At 67.3% G+C, this 16,897-nt stretch carries 12 protein-coding genes and 1 pseudogene; 9 read left to right on the top strand and 4 right to left on the bottom strand.

Translation table 11 applies throughout. The features are described 5' to 3' along the window. The first annotated feature begins 253 nt into the window (after positions 1 to 253). Positions 254 to 1,171 carry a DMT family transporter gene (locus DDE18_RS16865; RefSeq protein ID WP_245916795.1) on the top strand — a complete coding sequence of 306 codons (918 nt, stop codon included), beginning with the start codon at positions 254 to 256 and terminating at the stop codon, positions 1,169 to 1,171. Positions 1,172 to 2,308: 1,137 nt separating this feature from the next. On the opposite strand, the gene DDE18_RS16860 is transcribed toward DDE18_RS16865, so the two are convergent. Beyond that, positions 2,309 to 2,770 (bottom strand): hemerythrin domain-containing protein, encoded by a 462-nt coding sequence (locus DDE18_RS16860; RefSeq protein WP_116573427.1) that lies wholly within the window; start codon positions 2,768 to 2,770, stop codon positions 2,309 to 2,311. Positions 2,771 to 4,576: 1,806 nt separating this feature from the next. Here DDE18_RS16860 and DDE18_RS16855 point away from each other — a divergent pair. From DDE18_RS16855 to DDE18_RS16840, 4 genes and pseudogenes are all read left to right on the top strand, one after another. Then, entirely contained in the window at positions 4,577 to 5,710 is a 1,134-nt protein-coding gene (locus DDE18_RS16855; RefSeq protein ID WP_116573426.1) for a matrixin family metalloprotease, read from the top strand. Positions 5,711 to 6,090: 380 nt separating this feature from the next. Continuing rightward, entirely contained in the window at positions 6,091 to 6,882 is a 792-nt protein-coding gene (locus DDE18_RS16850; protein ID WP_116573425.1) for a hypothetical protein, read from the top strand. Then, positions 6,879 to 8,429: a glycoside hydrolase family 16 protein gene (locus tag DDE18_RS16845; protein WP_116573424.1), complete on the top strand. Its 1,551-nt coding sequence runs from the start codon at positions 6,879 to 6,881 to the stop codon at positions 8,427 to 8,429. Before DDE18_RS16850 ends, DDE18_RS16845 begins: the two co-directional genes overlap by 4 nt. 240 nt (positions 8,430 to 8,669) lie before the next feature. Next, positions 8,670 to 8,813, top strand: a pseudogene (locus DDE18_RS16840) (helix-turn-helix domain-containing protein); the annotation flags it as partial. A 35-nt stretch (positions 8,814 to 8,848) separates the two neighbouring features. Here the strand turns inward: DDE18_RS16840 and DDE18_RS16835 are convergent. From DDE18_RS16835 to DDE18_RS16830, 3 genes are all read right to left on the bottom strand, one after another. Continuing rightward, positions 8,849 to 9,706 carry a GNAT family N-acetyltransferase gene (locus DDE18_RS16835; protein WP_116573423.1) on the bottom strand — a complete coding sequence of 286 codons (858 nt, stop codon included), beginning with the start codon at positions 9,704 to 9,706 and terminating at the stop codon, positions 8,849 to 8,851. Between the two features lie 84 nt (positions 9,707 to 9,790). Beyond that, positions 9,791 to 9,925 (bottom strand): hypothetical protein, encoded by a 135-nt coding sequence (locus DDE18_RS24070; RefSeq protein ID WP_281258399.1) that lies wholly within the window; start codon positions 9,923 to 9,925, stop codon positions 9,791 to 9,793. 387 nt (positions 9,926 to 10,312) lie between these two features. Continuing rightward, entirely contained in the window at positions 10,313 to 12,217 is a 1,905-nt protein-coding gene (locus DDE18_RS16830; protein ID WP_165821207.1) for a helix-turn-helix domain-containing protein, read from the bottom strand. Positions 12,218 to 12,399: 182 nt separating this feature from the next. On the opposite strand from DDE18_RS16830, the gene DDE18_RS16825 reads away from it, so the two are divergent. The 4 genes from DDE18_RS16825 to DDE18_RS16810 are packed head-to-tail and all read left to right on the top strand — an operon-like array spanning position 12,400 to position 16,873. After that, positions 12,400 to 13,170 (top strand): SDR family NAD(P)-dependent oxidoreductase, encoded by a 771-nt coding sequence (locus DDE18_RS16825; RefSeq protein ID WP_116573421.1) that lies wholly within the window; start codon positions 12,400 to 12,402, stop codon positions 13,168 to 13,170. A gap of 26 nt (positions 13,171 to 13,196) precedes the next feature. Continuing rightward, on the top strand, positions 13,197 to 14,366 hold the full coding sequence (locus tag DDE18_RS16820) for a thiolase family protein (protein WP_116573420.1): 1,170 nt from the start codon (positions 13,197 to 13,199) through the stop codon (positions 14,364 to 14,366). Then, complete coding sequence (locus tag DDE18_RS16815; protein WP_211754596.1) at positions 14,363 to 15,148, top strand: enoyl-CoA hydratase-related protein; 786 nt, start codon at positions 14,363 to 14,365, stop codon at positions 15,146 to 15,148. The genes DDE18_RS16820 and DDE18_RS16815 overlap by 4 nt, the downstream gene beginning before the upstream one ends. A 45-nt stretch (positions 15,149 to 15,193) precedes the next feature. Beyond that, positions 15,194 to 16,873, top strand: a complete 1,680-nt coding sequence (locus tag DDE18_RS16810) for an AMP-binding protein (protein ID WP_342748963.1) — start codon at positions 15,194 to 15,196, stop codon at positions 16,871 to 16,873. Positions 16,874 to 16,897 lie beyond the last annotated feature (24 nt).

Raw genomic sequence — 16,897 nt, 5'->3', positions numbered from 1 at the left:
ACACTACGCGATCTCGCGAGGATCGAGAACGCGCTCAACGGCGGTCCGCGACTCATCCTCGGCGACCGGGCCCCAACAGAGCTGTTCAACGCACTGCTAACGTCCGCATCCACCCAGAGATTGCGATGACCCCTGGAAACCAAGGCGTAGCTATGACCTCGTTTTCGAGCGTCGTCGACACCGAGCCTCGTCAGTCACCGGTCCTGAGGCATAGAACAAGTAGTTTGACGAGCGGGAATGGGACACTTCACCAGTGACTCGACCGGCTAGCGCCGCTTTCGTCGCGCTCGGGGTGATCTGGGGGAGCAACTTCATCGTCATGAAGTGGGCATCCGACAGCATCACCGCTGGACAGATCACCCTTCTTCGAGTGCTGTTCGGGTTTCTCCCCGTGCTGGGATACGCGCTGGCCCGCCGAGCGCTGTCCAGGCATCATGCCCGACACCTGCACCACTACTTCGCCATGTCGCTGCTGGCCACCAGCGTCTTCTACTACGCCTTCGCCGCCGGAACCGCACTTCTCCCCTCTGGAATAGCCGGGGCGTTGAGCGGTGCGATCCCGCTCTTCACCTTCGTCTGCGCCCTGGCGTTCCTGCGTTCTGAGCCCGTAACTCTCCTGCGCTTCCTAGGGGTCCTCATCGGCTTCGGCGGAGTGCTGCTCATCGCGCGACCTTGGGAGACCACTCATGGCGTCGACCCGACAGGCGTGTTGTTCATGCTCTTGGGCGCTGCCAGCGTGGGGGCATCGTTCGTATACGCGCGCAAGTTCATCTCGCCCTTGGGAATCGCTCCCGCTGCACTGACCACCTACCAGATCGGGCTGGCCCTGTTGACCCTAATGGTGGTCACCGATCTGGACGGGATGACGACGCTCGCTGACGATACAAGGGCCCTCGTCGGGGTGGTGATCGGCCTCGGAATACTCGGCACCGGCGTGGCTTACATCCTGTACTACTTCATCGTGGAGACGCTTGGTGCGGTCACCGCCTCCAGCGCCACCTACATACCTCCCGTAGTAGCCCTCGCGATCGGGTGGCTCCTCGTGGGTGAACCGCTGCAACTTCGGGACGGCATCGCAGTGCTACTCATCCTGAGCGGCGTCGCGGTCCTCAGGGTAACCCCACGCAGTGGGGCGGCGGTGTCTCCCACGCCTCGCTGGGGCCCACGCTGATGAGCGAGTTACGGCGGGCGGGGTGTTCCATCGAGGCGGCGTTCTTCGCCTGGGTGAGTTCGTCCACGACCCGCTATACCGCCCGGGCACCAGGACACCGGCATCGGTCCCGCTCGATGGGAGGGCTAGGAGCGGCGTTTGGGCGGGGAGGATTCGGAAGCCGTCAATGGTTGGCGACGAAATGTGCGGTGAGTTTTGGATGCGCAGGTCATCAGACGGCTGTTTGCGGGAGCAGTTGTCAAGGTGTGTACCGCCGGCACCGGCTGCGCGGTCGCGACCGAGACCAACTACAACCTCGGTCCGGTCAAGCCGCAGCTGACCCACCTGGTGAACGTCCTAGCGCCGATGTTCGACATCAAGACCGTCGGCGGCTACCGCGAGAGCGCCACCAACCCTCACGGCCACCCCCGCAGGACTCGCCGCCGACTTCATGGTCCCTTTGACCCCCGGCCGGCAGGGCCCAAGGTGACGTCCTCGTCGCGTACGCCAGGTGCACGCGAAGGAACTCGCCATCGACTACATCATCTGGTACCTGCAACCGGAAGATCCGGTAACCCGTGGCACCGGACGCCTGACGTCCCCCGACGTCCTCGCCGAAGGCCTCGCGCCACAGGTCGTAGTCGCGCACCCTTCGAACGGCAGACCTCCGATCACGGGCTATTCCTATTCCTAGCCGCCTAGGTCGTCGGCCTTGCGCCACCTCGCACAGTTGGGCCACCTCATCTCAGGAGTCGGTACGTCGCGGCTTGCGCGCAGCGCCACCAATCCCGCGGCCAGCTGCGCCGGCTGCGAGCCGCTCGAGGGAGCCGCGGTCCGGTGCCGTTCTCGCACCTACTGGTGGCGGCACGTCCGTCCCCTCGCGGCGAGCGCACCGCTGCGCCCCGCAGGCAGTGAACGCGTGCTCGCGAGTACTTCCCGGACCGTGCCTGCTGGGCGCTGGCGCCGCTGCCCTTCGACGAGGCGCCGGCGGACACTCAGCTGCGTAAGGGAATGACCCGGGCGCGGCGTCGAACACGGACTATCGCAGGCGCAGGTGACAATGCTTGAATGGTCAACCTCGGATCGCATTTCGACTGACATATGTCTTGTCCAGCTCTAGCTGGCCTGTCGTACGGGCCTTGGCTGCGGGGGCTCTGCTCAGGTCTCGCCCCCGATGTCGAACTCGTAGGCCTCGAAGACGAGATCGGAGCCTCGCTGCCGGTGTCGGACGAGTCTCCCTAGGATCGCCATGCCCAGGTCGCGAACTCTGTCCACGTCCTCGATGCCGTCCGAGGCTGTCACTCGGGCCAGCAGGTTGTCGACCTGACGACAGATTAGGGCGTGTTCGCGAATGAGGCTGGCAACGGACTCGGACAACCGTGGCGAGGTCTTGAGGAGGTCGCTGTACAGCCCGTTGGGCCCCTCTGTGATGTCGATGTGTGTACGGAAGTCGGCAGCGAGTTCCACCAGGGCAGCGTGGAGACGCGGGGCCCAGGGCGGGGCGGTGGCGGGCGCGGCCAGGGCGTCTTCCAGCGCGCTCATCGACTCGCGCAGTTCGGCGCGGTGCCGCCGCAAGTCGGCCAGGAAGGCCTGGTCTGATGTGGACGGGTGCGGTTCCATCGACTCTCCGTGCCCCGGATCAGTGTGTACGCACCAGTGTCGCGCGTTCCCCGCTGCTTGGCGATCGACAAGCTAACCTGGCCGCTCTGGCCGGCGGCAGTCAGGTCTCGTCAGTGGCACGCCGAGGCGCTCGCAATACGCAGCGGCGCGGAAGGCGGTCGTCGGCGGCGAGGACGCAGGGTCGGCGGCGTGCCGGTCCACCGGTGAGCTGTCCGCCAGGTAGTGCTGCGCGACCTGCACCGTCGGCGCGAGGATCTGCTCGATCGGGAGGGACGCGAGCGGCTCGACCTTGAAAACGTAAGACGAGGGTCGACGCGCCCGCTCCTTCGACCATGTGGCTATGGCCGATCAGCAAGTTCGAACCCTGTAGCAGCACGTTGAGTTGCTCGTTGAGGCGGTTGACCATGCTTGAGTGCCGGAGCCCGTCCATGTGCGGGGGTGTGGGTTACGCGGGGAAGTCGGGTTCTCGCGAGAGCAGGAGGGTGACGGTGGCGCCTGCGTGAGACTCGGAGATGTCTAGGTGACCGTCGTGAGCAAGGGCTACTGCTTCGGCCAGGAGCATTCCCAGACCGCGGGGGTTGGCCGTCGAGTCGCCGCGAAAGTTCGTGAGCTTGGCGTCGATGGAGGGGGCCCCTGCCGTGGACCGCCAACCTGCTGCAGAACTTCGAGGTCGGCTGGTTCGCTCGCATGGATCTGACCCCGTTCGCGTTCACCGTCACCGGCGGGGTCCTGGTTGGGACCTCGTCCACGAACGCGGTCAACCGGACCATGCTGACCACGAACCGCGCGGTTGCGGCCACCAACAGGAGGTTGTTGTAGATCAGGATCGCCCAGAATGTCGGTTCGAACTCGACGATCAGCGGGTCCTAGGTCGAGGCCGATGCCGGATAGGAGCGCACCAGGTCATGGGTGGCGCGGATCGCGAGGACTGTCAGCGCGGCGACGGGCACGATTGCCAGAAAGGCCAGCATGCGCCTGGTCACGCGTCGTCCGCGGCCGGTGCACACCACGAAGGCGAGCCACGCGGCGCCAGCGCCGTGATCCCGACGTACTTCACGTCACCCTAACGGCTCTTGGCCGCGATGTGCTCGACAGAGAGTTCGACGGCGTAGGCAAGACCCCACCAGGCGACGGAGGCGAGTAGGACCGCCGGGCTCCAGCCCATGCGGCGCCTCTCGACGTCAAGCGACGTATGCCGCCAGGACGGCCAGGATCAACCAAACAGAACCATCAGGGCTGCGAACAGCGTCAGCACGCCGACATCCCTTTCGCACCAACAGCTATCGGCACACATACCGCGTGCCCGAGGGCTCCACGCTAACCGCGGCGAGCCACCGCGTCCGGCGATTGTCCGGGTCGATCCGGCCATGCCGAGTGGGGGTCGGCGAAGAAGACGGAGATCCCGGTCTCGATCGAACAGTGTGTGGGCCGAGAGTTCTGTGCCGTGTCCAGGTCAACGACCGTCCGCAGTCGCTCGGGCAGGGTGCTCATCGTTGGGAGTCTCCTCGAGGGTCGGAACTCTCAAGCAATTCTCAAGAAACCCACCCAAATGTGACTCAGCGTGTAAAGGTTTAGACAAGAACGCCTGGCAAACTCACCGTCGCATGACGGATCGCAAGGACCTCTCGATCTCGGGACGGGGATCTCGGCATCTTTGCGCGAAATTTCGGGATTCGGTGACAGGCCGCCTGGTGTCGTGCAGCATTGGCATTGCCCCGCAGGTGACCCGAGACGCCTGCGGGGCATTCCTATTCCACTCTCTCGGGGAGCGCCGGCCGTTCCCGTTTCGATCACGAGGACCGCCGCATGAAGCTCCGACGACGTCCTGCCCTTCGCCACATGTGCGCCACGGTGGTTGTGACGGGCCTCGCGCTGGCGCTGGCTCCCGCAGCGTTCTCCGCCGGCGCCCGCGACGCCGCTGGGCAGGGCGCCGCACGCCCCGCGATCGTGACGGCAGAGTACGGCGACTCCGTGCACGCAGACGACGCGGCAAAGCTCAATCGCGCTGCGCGGATCGCGGTGACGGCGCCGGAGAGCGCCGAGGCCGGCGCGCGCCTCGTCGTCTCCGGGGTGGTCCTGGTCCGGGCCGGCCGCCACGCTCGGCCTCGGCCGGTGGAGCTGCTCGAGTCCACGTCGTCGGGCTGGCAGGTCCTCGCCCGGAGGCGCACGGCCCGCACCGGCGCCTTCCGGTTCGAGGTGAGTGCCGGGTCGGAGGATCGGACGCGCGCGTTCCAGGTCAGGAGCCCGCGCTTCGACGGACTCCGCGCCGCGCAGACCCAGAGGCTTATCGTGAAGGTGGTCGCGTCGGCCCCCACGCCGACGCCGACGCCCGCACCGGTCACGGACCTTGCGCCTGCTGGGCTAGCAGACGACTGGTCCTACCTGTTCGTCGAGGGCGGCGCCCGCTGGAATCCCTGCACGCCGATCCGCTGGGCCTACAACCCACAGGGCGGCTACGCCGGCTCGCTGGCGCACGCCCAGGAGGCGTTCGCGCAGATCGCTAACCGGACAGGGCTGAGGTTCGAGTACGTCGGGGAGACCACCTATGTCCACCGGACCGGGTCGACCTTCCCGGCCCACATGGACATCGCAATTGCCTGGTCCGACCAGACCCAGGTCCCGGAGCTGCAGGACGACGTTGTGGGGCTCGGCGGTGGGTCGGCACATGCAACCGACCGCGGGGCGGACGTCGCCTGGCGGATGGTGCGTGGGTTCGTCGTGCTCGACCGCGACCACGCGCTCCGTCCCGGTTTCGACACCTCGGGCTCGACCACGTGGGGCCAGGTGATTGTGCACGAGACGCTCCACGCCCTCGGCCTCGGCCACGCGAACGGCGCCGAGCAGGTCATGCACGGGGGCATCTCCTCGCTCAACCACAACTTCGGCGCCGGCGACCTCACCGGGATGGGGGTCATCGGCGCAGCACGCGGCTGCCTTTGAGGCCGTCCAGGGCGTACCGCGGTGACATGGACCCACGGGGCAGTGACTACATCGAGCAGCGCCGCGCGCGTCCCAGATGCCCATCTGTCATCCAATCTGTCTGGGTGGCCTCGTTTCGACCGGCTATGGCCTCATTTTCGAGCGTGGTCGACACGGGGCGCTTGCTCCGTCCGCAAGGTCAACCCTCTTGTGCGCCACCGACGTCTCGGTGGAGGAGCAGCTTTCTCAACAAGCCGGGCCCCTGCCTTTGGACTGCTGGTCGGGTCTCGCTGGGAGCTGGACCGATCAGGCGGTTAGGCGTCAAGCCGGGGTGCCAGACGGCCGATAACCAGAGCGATGGCCTCGATCGGCGGGGCCGCCCTGAATCTGGAGTCGATTTTGTGTACGAGGGCATGCTTCCCACCTCCGCTTCTACGCCCTCGGACGTCGCAGTTAGGTCCATGGCATTTGCGCCTGCGTCTGTCGCGGCGCCGGCGACACATTCCACCCGGGAGGCGTACATCGGGCTGGCAGGCAACTCCACGCCGATCGGCGAGGCACTCCGGCGCAGGATCATCGCGGACATCACGCACGCCGATGCGGCTCTTGCCAGCCTCCTGGATCGGTGCCCCGTGCGTCGCCTCGACGGCGACGCGCAAGCGCGCCTCGCCGTCTCGGTCGCCGGCGATCGGGATCTACTCGCGGGGCTCGCGGATGGCGCGCATGTCGCAACGACCTGGGCCGGCCTGCCAGCGATCGTGTCACAGGTTCGCCGGAGTCGCCCCGTGGCCGACAGCTTCGGTGCCGGCCACCTGCAGGACCTCGCGGCACTCTGCCAGGTTGCAGAGGCCAACACGACGCGGCTCGCGAGCCTCGACGAGGTGGTCGTGAAGACCGAGGGCTCCGCTGGGCTGATCGCCGTCCGGAGGGAGCTGGCCACGGCGCGTCTCCTCAACTCCGAGGCCGATCTCGCGGCGACGGCCGCCCGCGACGCAGCCCTCATGCTGAGCGCGTCCAGCACCCGGAAGGAGATCCTGGCCGTCACCGGGCAGGTGCTGCGGTTGGATATCCAGCTCGACCGGGTCGACCAGATCCTCACGTTCGTCGAACTCGGCCTCGAGGTACGCGAAGGCGGGGTGACTTCGGGCGCCCCTTCTCGAGACCCCGAGGGTTTCGTCGAGGTCCTCGGATGAGGTACCCGATCGGGACTCGACTGCGCCTGGGCGCCGTCCTGGCCCCGCTGCTCGCGTTCACCGTGGTGGGGTCGCTGACCGCGGTGCTGACCGTCAACACGGCGTCCCCGGCCGGTGCCGCGTTCGGGCGGTTGCGCCCGCCGGCCGTCACGCCTGTCGCCGGGTCCGGCTTCGAGCTGACCGGATACCTCGGCTCCAAGCTGCGGCGCACCGTGCAGCTACAGCAGCTCAGGGGCGGCCGCTACGTCACTATCGCCACCAAGAAGTCGACGCAGGTTGGCAACTTCACCTTCAAGAACATCGTTCTCGAACGGCCGGCCACCCTGCGCGTCAAGGCTCCCCGGCACAAGGTCAAGCCCGAGTCCCAGGGGCTGCCGTCCATCATCACCAAGCCGGTCGACGTCGACGTCCAGGGGCAGTCCTCCCAGCTGGCGGCTCTCCCGCCGATAGTGCAGCCAGGCCCCGCGCCCGCCGACCCCGAGGACAACGGCCAGGTCGTGGCCCAGTTCAGCCCCGCGCGCCCCGGCCGTCTCGTTCACCTCGAACGCCTCACCGGTGACCGGTGGAGCATCGTGCAGACCGAGGTCCAGGATGCTGCCGGTACGGCCGTCTTCCAGGTGGCCGACACGGCCACCTACCGGGCGACCACGATCGCGACCGCCGACGGCGGGGCTGCCACAACCACCAACACCGTCATGACCCGCGGCTGGTCTCCGAGCTTTGAGGAGACGTTCTCCGGCGCCCGACTCAACGCCGCGGTATGGAACGACCAGGTTCGTGAGAACAGCACCGAAGGCCGACGCACCTGCGCCCGCGTCGACTCCTCCACCCGGCACGTCGTCGACGGGGTCCTACACCTCGGTGTCGGCTACGACCAGTCGCGGCTCGGCCAATCATGTGGCTACTCCTCCGACTACGGCTCCGGCTCGGTTGCGTACCTGACCAACTCCCAGATCGCCACGGAGAAGTCGTTCACGTTCCAGTACGGATTCGCGGCGGCCCGGATGAAGCTCCAGCGGGGCAAGGGCATGCACTCTGCGTTCTGGATGCTTCCCGTAGACGGCAGCCCGCTGCCCGGTGACATCGAGGTCGACGCCATGGAGTTCTTCGGTGAGAGCTCCACTTCGGTGAGCGCGATCGGCGCATTCCTTCACCACAACACGTCGCGCAGGCAGGTCACCACCTACGGCGACATCTTCAAGCAGACCGCGGCGATGAAGCCGGTCGGCGACACCTGGTGGGACTCCTTCCATGTCTTCTCGGTGGAGTGGACGTCGAAGGAGTACATCTTCCGCGTCGACGGCGCGGAGTTCTATCGGGAGACCCGGGCGGTCAGCCACAAGCCGGCGTTCCTCATCCTCTCCATGCTGACTTCGGACTATGAGCTGCGGCACCTGACCCCTGGTCGGATGAGCCAGACCGCCCAGGTCGACTGGGTACGTGTCTACCAGGAGGCCCCACGGGTTTCAGGCGGTGACACATCGAGCCTGACCGACGGCGGCAAAGGTGTCATGGATGACCTGGCAGAGATTTCGCCCTTGTCTTGAGCAGCAAAGCCGCCTTCGTGGCCCATTCGCCGAGCAGCTCGCCGAACTTGCGGACACGACGACGCGGCTCGGGCGGGGGACCGAGTGATCGAGCTGTCTTTCGCGCAGCTCGTGCTGTCATGGCAGCGGCGCGCCTAGACCAATAGGCATTGACCGTCTACGGCGTAGATTGTCGACGGCGGTCGAAAAACTGGACGGTGACGGCGCTCGGAAAGTGAACACTCTCTCGACGATTGGAGTGTGATCACTGTGGAGGATTGGGCGCTGATCAGGAGGCTGGCCGCTGAGGGGGTGCCGAAGGCCAGGATCGCTAGGCGGCTGGGGATCTCTAGGACAACGGTCGTGAAGGCGGTGGCCTCGCAGGCTCCGCCGAAGTACGAGCGGAAGGCGACGCCGACGAATGAGGCGCCACCTTCACGTCAGATGCGGCGGGGCTCGGCGAGCGAGATCCGGACTGTGAGCGAGTCGCCGGCGATCCGGATGCGTCCGCGCAGCCCGGCCGCCAGCACCATCGGCAGCACCGCGCGGCTGTCCGCCGGTGCCGTGACCACGATCTCGGCGATTCCCTGAGCGCAGGCCATCCTCACGATCTCGTTGAGGAGGCGGGTGCCGACGCCGTGCCGGCGCCAGCCCGGGTCGACCTCGAGGTCGATGTACCGCGCGTCGGGTGCCTCGGGGTCGGCGGCGCCGATGCGGCCGCGGCCGACGACGTGCCCGCTGGCGAGAGCCGTCACTTCGGCATCGCCGACGACATACTCCGGCGTCTGACCACCGGGTTGGACGCCGGTCGACAGCGGTGCCTGCCGCTCGAGCACCTCGGCCACCAGTTCGGCGAACGCCGCGCCGCGGGCCCGCTCGGTGTCGGTGAACGGCGTCGCTCTCCGGATCTGGACCTCCACGTCCTCGCCCAGCGTCATTACCATCACGTCCTCGCGGTCGTCCGCCGGCGCGACGTCGGCGTCGAAGAGATGCGCGGCGACGTCGGGGAACGACGACGGCTGCGCGAGCACCGCACGCGCGGCGTTGACGTAGCGGGTGGGCTGGTCGGCGAGGGCTGCCTCCGTGCACCGCATCGACTCGACGTGCTGGGCGCCGCCCCGGTGCACCAGGTCGACTAGGTCGGCCTCGACGGTGTCCGGGGCCTCGACCACAAGCTCGACGGTGGCCGCCTCGGCGCCGCGGAAGATCTGCATTCCGACGATGTTGACGCCGGCCTTGCCGCACTCGTGGGCGAGCGCTGCGAGCGTGCCCGGTCGGTCGGGCAGGGTCGCGCGCATTCTCCACAGCACAGGTCCATCATGACAACGCGGTGTGCAGGCCGTAGAGGCAGATCACGAACACCCCTACCGGGAGTGCGACGCTCACTGGCCGATGAGCTCGTATCCGACGACGGTGACGATCGGAGCGAGCATGACCATCACAAAGCACACCGAGAGCGCAGCGCCCGCTGCCGACAGCGCGACCGCGGCTCCAAGGACCAGTGCCGTCGCGGCCATGAGCGCTAAGTGAAACCTGTCTCCCACTCGTACCAAGCACGTGGCGGTGATCTTGCAAGGGATCGAGGCAGATTCCTAAGGCACCGCCGCACACAGGGCGGCCCGCATCCATTTCCTCGGCCGTCGGCCTGAGCCCCAGGCTCGACCATCTCAACGACACTGGCCCCCGCGGGGGTCGGGCTGGACTACCATCCGGACTAGGAGCCCCTTCTAGCACGTCGAAACGCTGCGTGACGATGCGGTTCGTGTCGTCCGCAGCGCTGCGGACGGCGTGGACACACTCAGAGCACAGGCGAAAAGGGCAAGGGCCGCAGATTGGCCGAGCCGACCTCGCGCGAGCCGTCGCTGGCGTAGGGAGGCACAGCGGTCACTAGGAGGCAGTGCCCTTCAGTCTGCGTCCCAGATCGGTGATCCGTCGGCGTAGTTGCGGAGCAACAGGGCGACCCGGAGTCGGGTGGCGCTCGGTTCGGCCTGCCAGTCGTCGCCGAGCACGTCGGCGACACGCTCCAGCCGCTTCACGACGGTGTTTGCGTGCACAAACAGAGAGCGGGCGGTCTTGGCCACATTCAGGTTGTGGTCGAAGTACGCCGAGATGGTGTCGATCAGTTGGGTGTTGTGGTCACGGTCGTAGGCCTCGAGGCGGCCCAGCGCGTGATCCAGGAATGACGTGAGTTCGTGCTCGCGGCCAGGCGTGAACAGCACACTGAACAGCGCCAGCTCGTGCGTAGTGACGGCCTTCGGCTCAGTGCCTAGGCCTCGGAGCAGGGCTGCACATCGACGGGCCTCGACAAACGCATCGGACACCGCGCCCGTGGTGCCGTCGACCGGACGCGAGGCACAGACGAGCGCCGGGATCCGCAGCTCCCGGGTGAGCCTGGCGTGGACCGATGTGGCTGTCTCGTGCGGGTCGTCGCTGGGTAGGACGACGGCGACGATCCCGTTGTGTTCACCCCCGACGCCCTTATGCAGTCGCGCGAAATCGGCCATTGCCCGACGTGCGCCGAGCTGTCTCTGGGTGGGCACCGAGATGGCGATGGCTACCACCCGGCGGGCGAGGTCGATTCCGCGGCTGTGGGCCCGAAGCCGCGAGGCGTCGGACAGCTCGTGTCGCGTCTCGAGCAGTTCATGGAGGAACTCCCCGCGTACCTGGTTCTCTGCCTCGACCAACGCTTGCTGCTGCAGTGTGAGCAGAGCAACGACGTGCCCGGCACGCTCCAGTGTGCGCCGGTCGAGGTCGCTGAGGGGTTGGTCGGACTCGATGACCAGGGCTCCGTGGTAAGCATTGCGGGTTGCTACGGCGACCACGTGCCGGAAGCCGTCGGGCGTGGGCTGTGAAACGGCTCCGCCTGCGCGTTGGCTCTGCCGAATCTGGGCGAAGGCTTCCTCCGACATCGTGGATTCGCCATTGGCCGCCAGCACCCGATCGGACGCATCGAGGAGCTTGAGATGGCCGGGGAGAACCGCGCTGATCGGCGCCAGGACATCGGTGATCTGTGCCCCCTCCACCACTAGCTTGGTCAGATCCGCGTGCAACTGCGCGGCCCGCTCGAGCGCGGTCATGTCTTCGCCGATGTCATGAGCGGTCCGTTGTAGGCCGGCGAAGGACTCGGCGTTCTCGATCGCGATCGATGCCAGGTCCGCGAATTGTTGGAGGACGGAGACTTCGTCGGCCGTGAAGGAGCGCTCCACGCGGTTTGCCGCGTACAACACGCCCTGCGGAACCCCTCGGACGATCATGGGGATCCCGAGCACGGAGCGCAGGCCGTCCTCGGCGAGCGTCCGGTCCACCACGCTGTCGTGGTCGAAGCTGGAAGACTCGGTGTAGTTGCGCGTCCACAGGGGTGCTCGAGTCTCGTAGATGCGGCCGACCATGCCGTAGCCGTCGCGGACCCGCACGTGCATGAAGTCAGGGTTGTGCAGACCCACGCTTGCCTTGACGTAGTTCCAGCCTGTTCCGGGTTCTGAGAGCAGCAGGTAGGTGGCGTCAGCCGATGGGATCACCGCCTGTGCCGCCCGCACGATGGCCTGCAACGTCTCGTCCGGGTTCCGTACGCTGGCCAGATCGACCGCAATCTGGTGGAGAGCCGTGAGCTCGCCGACGCGACGTCGGTGGTAACTGGTCGCTTCGTGTGCGCGGAGCGCGGCATTGCGGATGCCGGCGAGTACCTCGTCCGACGATGTGGGGCGCAGCAGCTCGATGAGTTCCATCACGGCCCGGTCAACCGCCTCCAGGTCCGACTCGCCCACCGCCTCGAGCAATCGCTGCGCGGTTGATCCGAGGCCCTCGGCCACCGGGGGAACCAAGGCGAAGTGTTGGGGTGATTCGATCGCGCTCTCTGGCATGCCTCTGCCCCGCTTCCGTGTTAGAACCTCACACCTATCCGGGCATGACGGTGTGCACATGATCAGTGTGCCGCGTCACAAAAACAACCTAGCGTCGAGGACGGAACAGCGACTTACGACAGGGAGACGCGATGCAGGTTGAGGGCCGGGTTGCACTCGTGACGGGTGCCGGGTCGGGGCTTGGGCGGGCGACGGCCGAGCGGTTGGCGTCCCGCGGGGCCGCCGTGGCGCTCGTCGATGCTGATGCGGACCGACTGCGGGAGGTCGCTTCGGGGCTGCCGAGTGATCGGGCGTTCCCTGTCGTCCTCGATGTGGCCGCCGCGGACGCAGCCGAGAGCGCCGCCGACCAGATTGTCGACCGTCTGGGTGGGATTCATATCAACGTCAACTGCGCAGGCATCGCGCCAGCCGCCAAGGTGGTCAGCCGCGGACGACCGGCCGACCTCGATGTGTTCAGCAACACTCTGGCGGTCAACCTCGTTGGCACCTTCAACATCAACCGCGTCGCCATCGCCGCCATGCTGAACAACGAGCCGGATGAAGGTGGCGAGCGGGGTGTCGTGGTGAACACCGCTTCCGACGCGGCCTTTGACGGGCAGATGGGCCAAGCCGCGTACAGCGCGAGCAAGGCGGGCGTGGTCGGCATGACGCTGCCACTTGCGCGGGATGTCGCGGGCAAGGGTGTCCGGGTCAACGCGATCGCGCCCGGCCTCTTTGCGACCAGCATGGTCCACGGTATGCGCGAGGACCTGCAAGAGCGGCTGATCGACATGATCCTCGAGCCCAGGCGAATGGGACGACCCGAGGAGTTCGCCTCCCTCGTTGAGCACATCGTTACCAACCCCTACCTCAACGCCGAGTGCATCCGCATCGACGCCGGTCAGCGGATGCTGCCCCGCTGATCGCGCGAAAACACGAAAGGTCTCCCATGGACACCACCTACATCGCCGGCGTCGGCATGACGCGGTTCGGCAAATTCCGCGACACCCCGCTGTCCGATCTCGCGAACCAGGCGGTCGACGAGGCGCTGAGCGACGCCGGCGTGCGCGGCGAGGACGTCGGTTTCGTCGCCTTCGGCAACGCCACGAGTGCGGTGATCAGCGGCCAGGCGATGATCCAGGGGCAGCTCGCCCTGCTCGACGGCCAGCTCGCCGGCGCGCGCGCCGTCAACGTTGAGAACGCATGTGCCTCATCCTCCAGCGCCCTACACCTGGCGATGATGGCGGTCGCATCCGGCAGCTGCGACGTGGCGGTCGCTCTCGGCGCAGAGAAGATGTCACACCCCGAGAAGTCCAGGGCCTTTGACGCGCTCGGCCGTGCCATCGACATCAACGACCCGGCCGTCGCCGAGAGCCCGTCGCGCAACTCGATCTTCATGGACCTCTACGCACAGGAGGCTCGCCGGTACGCGGCGGACACGGGCGCACCCGTCGAGGCCTTCGCCCAGGTCGCGGCGACCGTCCACCTCCACGGCAGCCTTAACCCCAACGCGCAGTACCGCGACCCACACACCGCCGAGGAGATCCTCCAGTCCCGCACGATCGTCGACCCCCTGACCTTGCTGATGTGTTCGCCCATCGGCGACGGCGCGGCCGCGGTCGTCGTCACGCGGGACCGGCCGAGCACCGCCCCCATCGCCATCACCGGCGCCGCGCTTCGCTCCGGACGACGGCGCGAGGGAGGACAGCTGGTGACCCGGACCGCCCAAGCCGCCCTCGAACAAGCCGGCAGGAGAGCCAGCGACGCAGACGTCATCGAGCTCCACGACGCCGCCAGCCCCGCCGCCTTGGTCATCCTCGAGGAGATCGGAGCCGTCGGGCACGGGGAGGCCTGGAAGCTGGCCATGGAGAACGAGCTCCGGTACGACGGGCGGCTCCCGGTCAACACCAGCGGAGGGCTGATCAGCCGCGGCCACCCCGTCGGAGCCACCGGAGCAGCTCAGATCGTCGAGCTCTTCGACCAGCTTCGCGGTCGGACAGGGGACCGTCAGGTGGCCGACGCACACATCGCATTGGCGCAGAACGCCGGCGGCGCGGTGACGCTTGACGATCCGTATACCGCAGCCGTCTGCGCCGTCACGATCCTGGAGCGAGTGTGAACGACCTCGCCGTGCCGGAAGAGGGACGAGTCACGACGCGCAGAGATGGGCCGGTTCTGGTCATCACGCTCGACCGTCCGCACCGCCGGAACGCCATGACCACGGCCATGGCAGAGCAGCTCGAGGCGGGGCTGGCCCAGCTCGAGGACGACCCGAACCTGCGCGTCGGTGTGCTCACCGGCGCCGGCGGGTTCTTCTGCGCCGGCCAAGACCTCGGCCAAGCGGTCAAGGGCCAGTTCGCCCGCACTACCGACCGCGGCTGGTTCGGCATCATCGACCGGCCGCCAAGCAAACCCATGGTCGCCGCGATCGAGGGCTTCGCCCTCGCCGGGGGACTTGAGATCGCCCTCGCCTGCGACCTTGTCGTCGCCGCACAAGACGCGAAGTTCGGCATACCGGAAGTGCGCAACGGACAGGTGGCCGCCGCCCGCGGCCTCACCAGGCTGCCAATCCGACTCCCGTATCACGTCGCGGCAGAGCTGGCCCTCACCGGCGACCCAGTCGACGCCCCCGTGATGTACCAGCACGGCCTGCTCACGCGCATGGTCGAGCCCGGCCGAGCCGAGCAGGAGGCCGTGACACTGGCCCAGCGGATCGCGAACAACCCGCCCGCCTCCACTGCGATCACCCTTGGGGCGATCCGCGACGCCGCCGGCTCACTCGAAGCAACCGCATGGGCACGCCAGTCCACCGCGCTCAGCGTCTATGCGCTCGCCGGGACCGCCGAGTACCAGGAGGGCGTCTCGGCCTTCCTGGACAAGCGACCACCTAACTGGACCTGAACCGGGTTCGGTGTGGAAACCCGCACCGAACCTCCCGAACAAGTGATGAGAACACACGTCAACCGCACCGGTCCTCGGCCGGCCCCCGGCGAAGCCGCACCTCTCGCCTCAGGCCAGAGGTCCAACCCTGATCTCGACCTCCAGCGGAGAGAAGCCATGACCCACCCCGACGCGCACCTGGCCGGACGTTCCTCCACGCACAACGACCTCGTACTCAACGCGCTCCGCGCCTGGTCGACGCGCACCGCGTTCATCGACGGCGAACGACGGTTCACCTATGGACAGACGAGCGACCTCATCGCCCGGTTCATGCGTGTGATGACTGAGTACGGCGTGACCAGGGGGTCCGCTGTGGGCATCCTTTCCCCCAATCGGCCCGAGGCGTGGATGGTCGCCATGGCAGCTCAGTTCCTCGGCGCCCACTCCGTCGGCATGCACGCCCGCGCGAGCGTCGAGGACCACGTCTTCGAGTGCAAGGACGCCGATGTGCGGCTGCTGGTCGTGGATGAGTCCTATGGGTCGGTCGCCTCGGACTTGAGCGATGCTGGCGTCGAGCGAGTCCTCTCCATCGGCCCTGCAGACTTCGGTCACGACCTTCTGGCACTAGCCGAAAACGCCGGGTCGAGCGAGTTGCGCCTCGCGGCAGATGTCGACGAGAACACCGTCGTCGAGATCCTGTACACCGGCGGCACCACCGGGCGCTCCAAGGGAGTCGTGCAGACCCAACGTGCCCGCGCGGCCATCACCCTCGCCTCGCCGCTGGCCTACGAACTACCCCTTCACCCCGTCTATGTGGCTGCCGCCCCAATCACCCACGCGGCAGCGCACTTTCTGGCTCCCACTCTGATCCGGGGCGGGACCGTAGTCACGCTCAATGGGTTCCGTCCCGACGAGTTCATCGACGCGGTCAACCGACACCACGGGTCGCTCAGTTTCTTGGTGCCGACCATGATCTACCGCCTCCTCGACGCCGGCCTGGACCTCTCCATGCCGTCCCTCGAGCGCATCGTCTACGGCGCCGCACCAATGGCGCCGTCCCGCCTGATCGAAGGGCACGAGCGCCTGGGCAGGGTGTTCACCCAGATCTACGGACAGACCGAGTCCTTGGCCCTCGGCACCGCGCTGTGGTCGGACGAGCACGACCTGGACCGCCCCGATCGGCTGCTCTCGTGCGGCCGCGCCGTACCGGGCACCTGGGTGGAGTTGCTGGACGACGAGGGTCTCCCGGTGCCGGCGGGAAATGTGGGAGAGATCTGCATCCGAAGTGCCGGCGTAATGCTTCGCTACCACAATCTGCCGGACCTCACAGCGGAGGCTCTGGCGGGCGGGTGGCTGCACACCGGTGACATGGCCAGACGTGACGACGAGGGCTACATCACCATCGTCGACCGCAGGAAGGACTTCATCATCTCGGGCGGCTTCAACGTGTACACCCGCGAAGTCGAGGACGTCCTGACCGCGGACCCATCGGTCGCGTACGCCGCGGTAATCGGTGTCCCCGACCCCGACTGGGGGGAGGCCGTCAAGGCGGTGATCGTGCCCGCACCCGGGGCCGAGGTCGATCCCGAGCGGCTCATCGCGCGGGTCCGGTCCGCCAAGGGCGCCGTACACGCCCCCAAGTCCATCGACGTTGTTCCCGAACTGCCGCTCACCCCGGTGGGGAAGACCGACAAGAAGGCGCTCCGCGCGACCTTCTGGACTGACCATGAGCGATCGGTCAACTGATCACCTCCCGGCCCAACCAGGCAT

This window comes from Nocardioides gansuensis (assembly GCF_003076135.1).
Lineage (GTDB): Bacteria > Actinomycetota > Actinomycetes > Propionibacteriales > Nocardioidaceae > Nocardioides > Nocardioides gansuensis.
This window is presented reverse-complemented; position numbering and strand designations above follow the sequence as displayed.

Excerpts from the sequence above, each read along its gene's own strand:
- DDE18_RS16810 (WP_342748963.1), top strand. The coding sequence starts at position 15,194 with ATGAGAACACACGTCAACCGCACCGGTCCTCGGCCGGCCCCCGGCGAA.
- DDE18_RS16860 (WP_116573427.1), bottom strand. The coding sequence starts at position 2,770 with ATGGAACCGCACCCGTCCACATCAGACCAGGCCTTCCTGGCCGACTTG.
- DDE18_RS16835 (WP_116573423.1), bottom strand. The coding sequence starts at position 9,706 with ATGCGCGCGACCCTGCCCGACCGACCGGGCACGCTCGCAGCGCTCGCC.
- DDE18_RS24070 (WP_281258399.1), bottom strand. The coding sequence starts at position 9,925 with ATGGCCGCGACGGCACTGGTCCTTGGAGCCGCGGTCGCGCTGTCGGCA.
- DDE18_RS16845 (WP_116573424.1), top strand. The coding sequence starts at position 6,879 with ATGAGGTACCCGATCGGGACTCGACTGCGCCTGGGCGCCGTCCTGGCC.
- DDE18_RS16825 (WP_116573421.1), top strand. The coding sequence starts at position 12,400 with ATGCAGGTTGAGGGCCGGGTTGCACTCGTGACGGGTGCCGGGTCGGGG.
- DDE18_RS16855 (WP_116573426.1), top strand. The coding sequence starts at position 4,577 with ATGAAGCTCCGACGACGTCCTGCCCTTCGCCACATGTGCGCCACGGTG.
- DDE18_RS16820 (WP_116573420.1), top strand. The coding sequence starts at position 13,197 with ATGGACACCACCTACATCGCCGGCGTCGGCATGACGCGGTTCGGCAAA.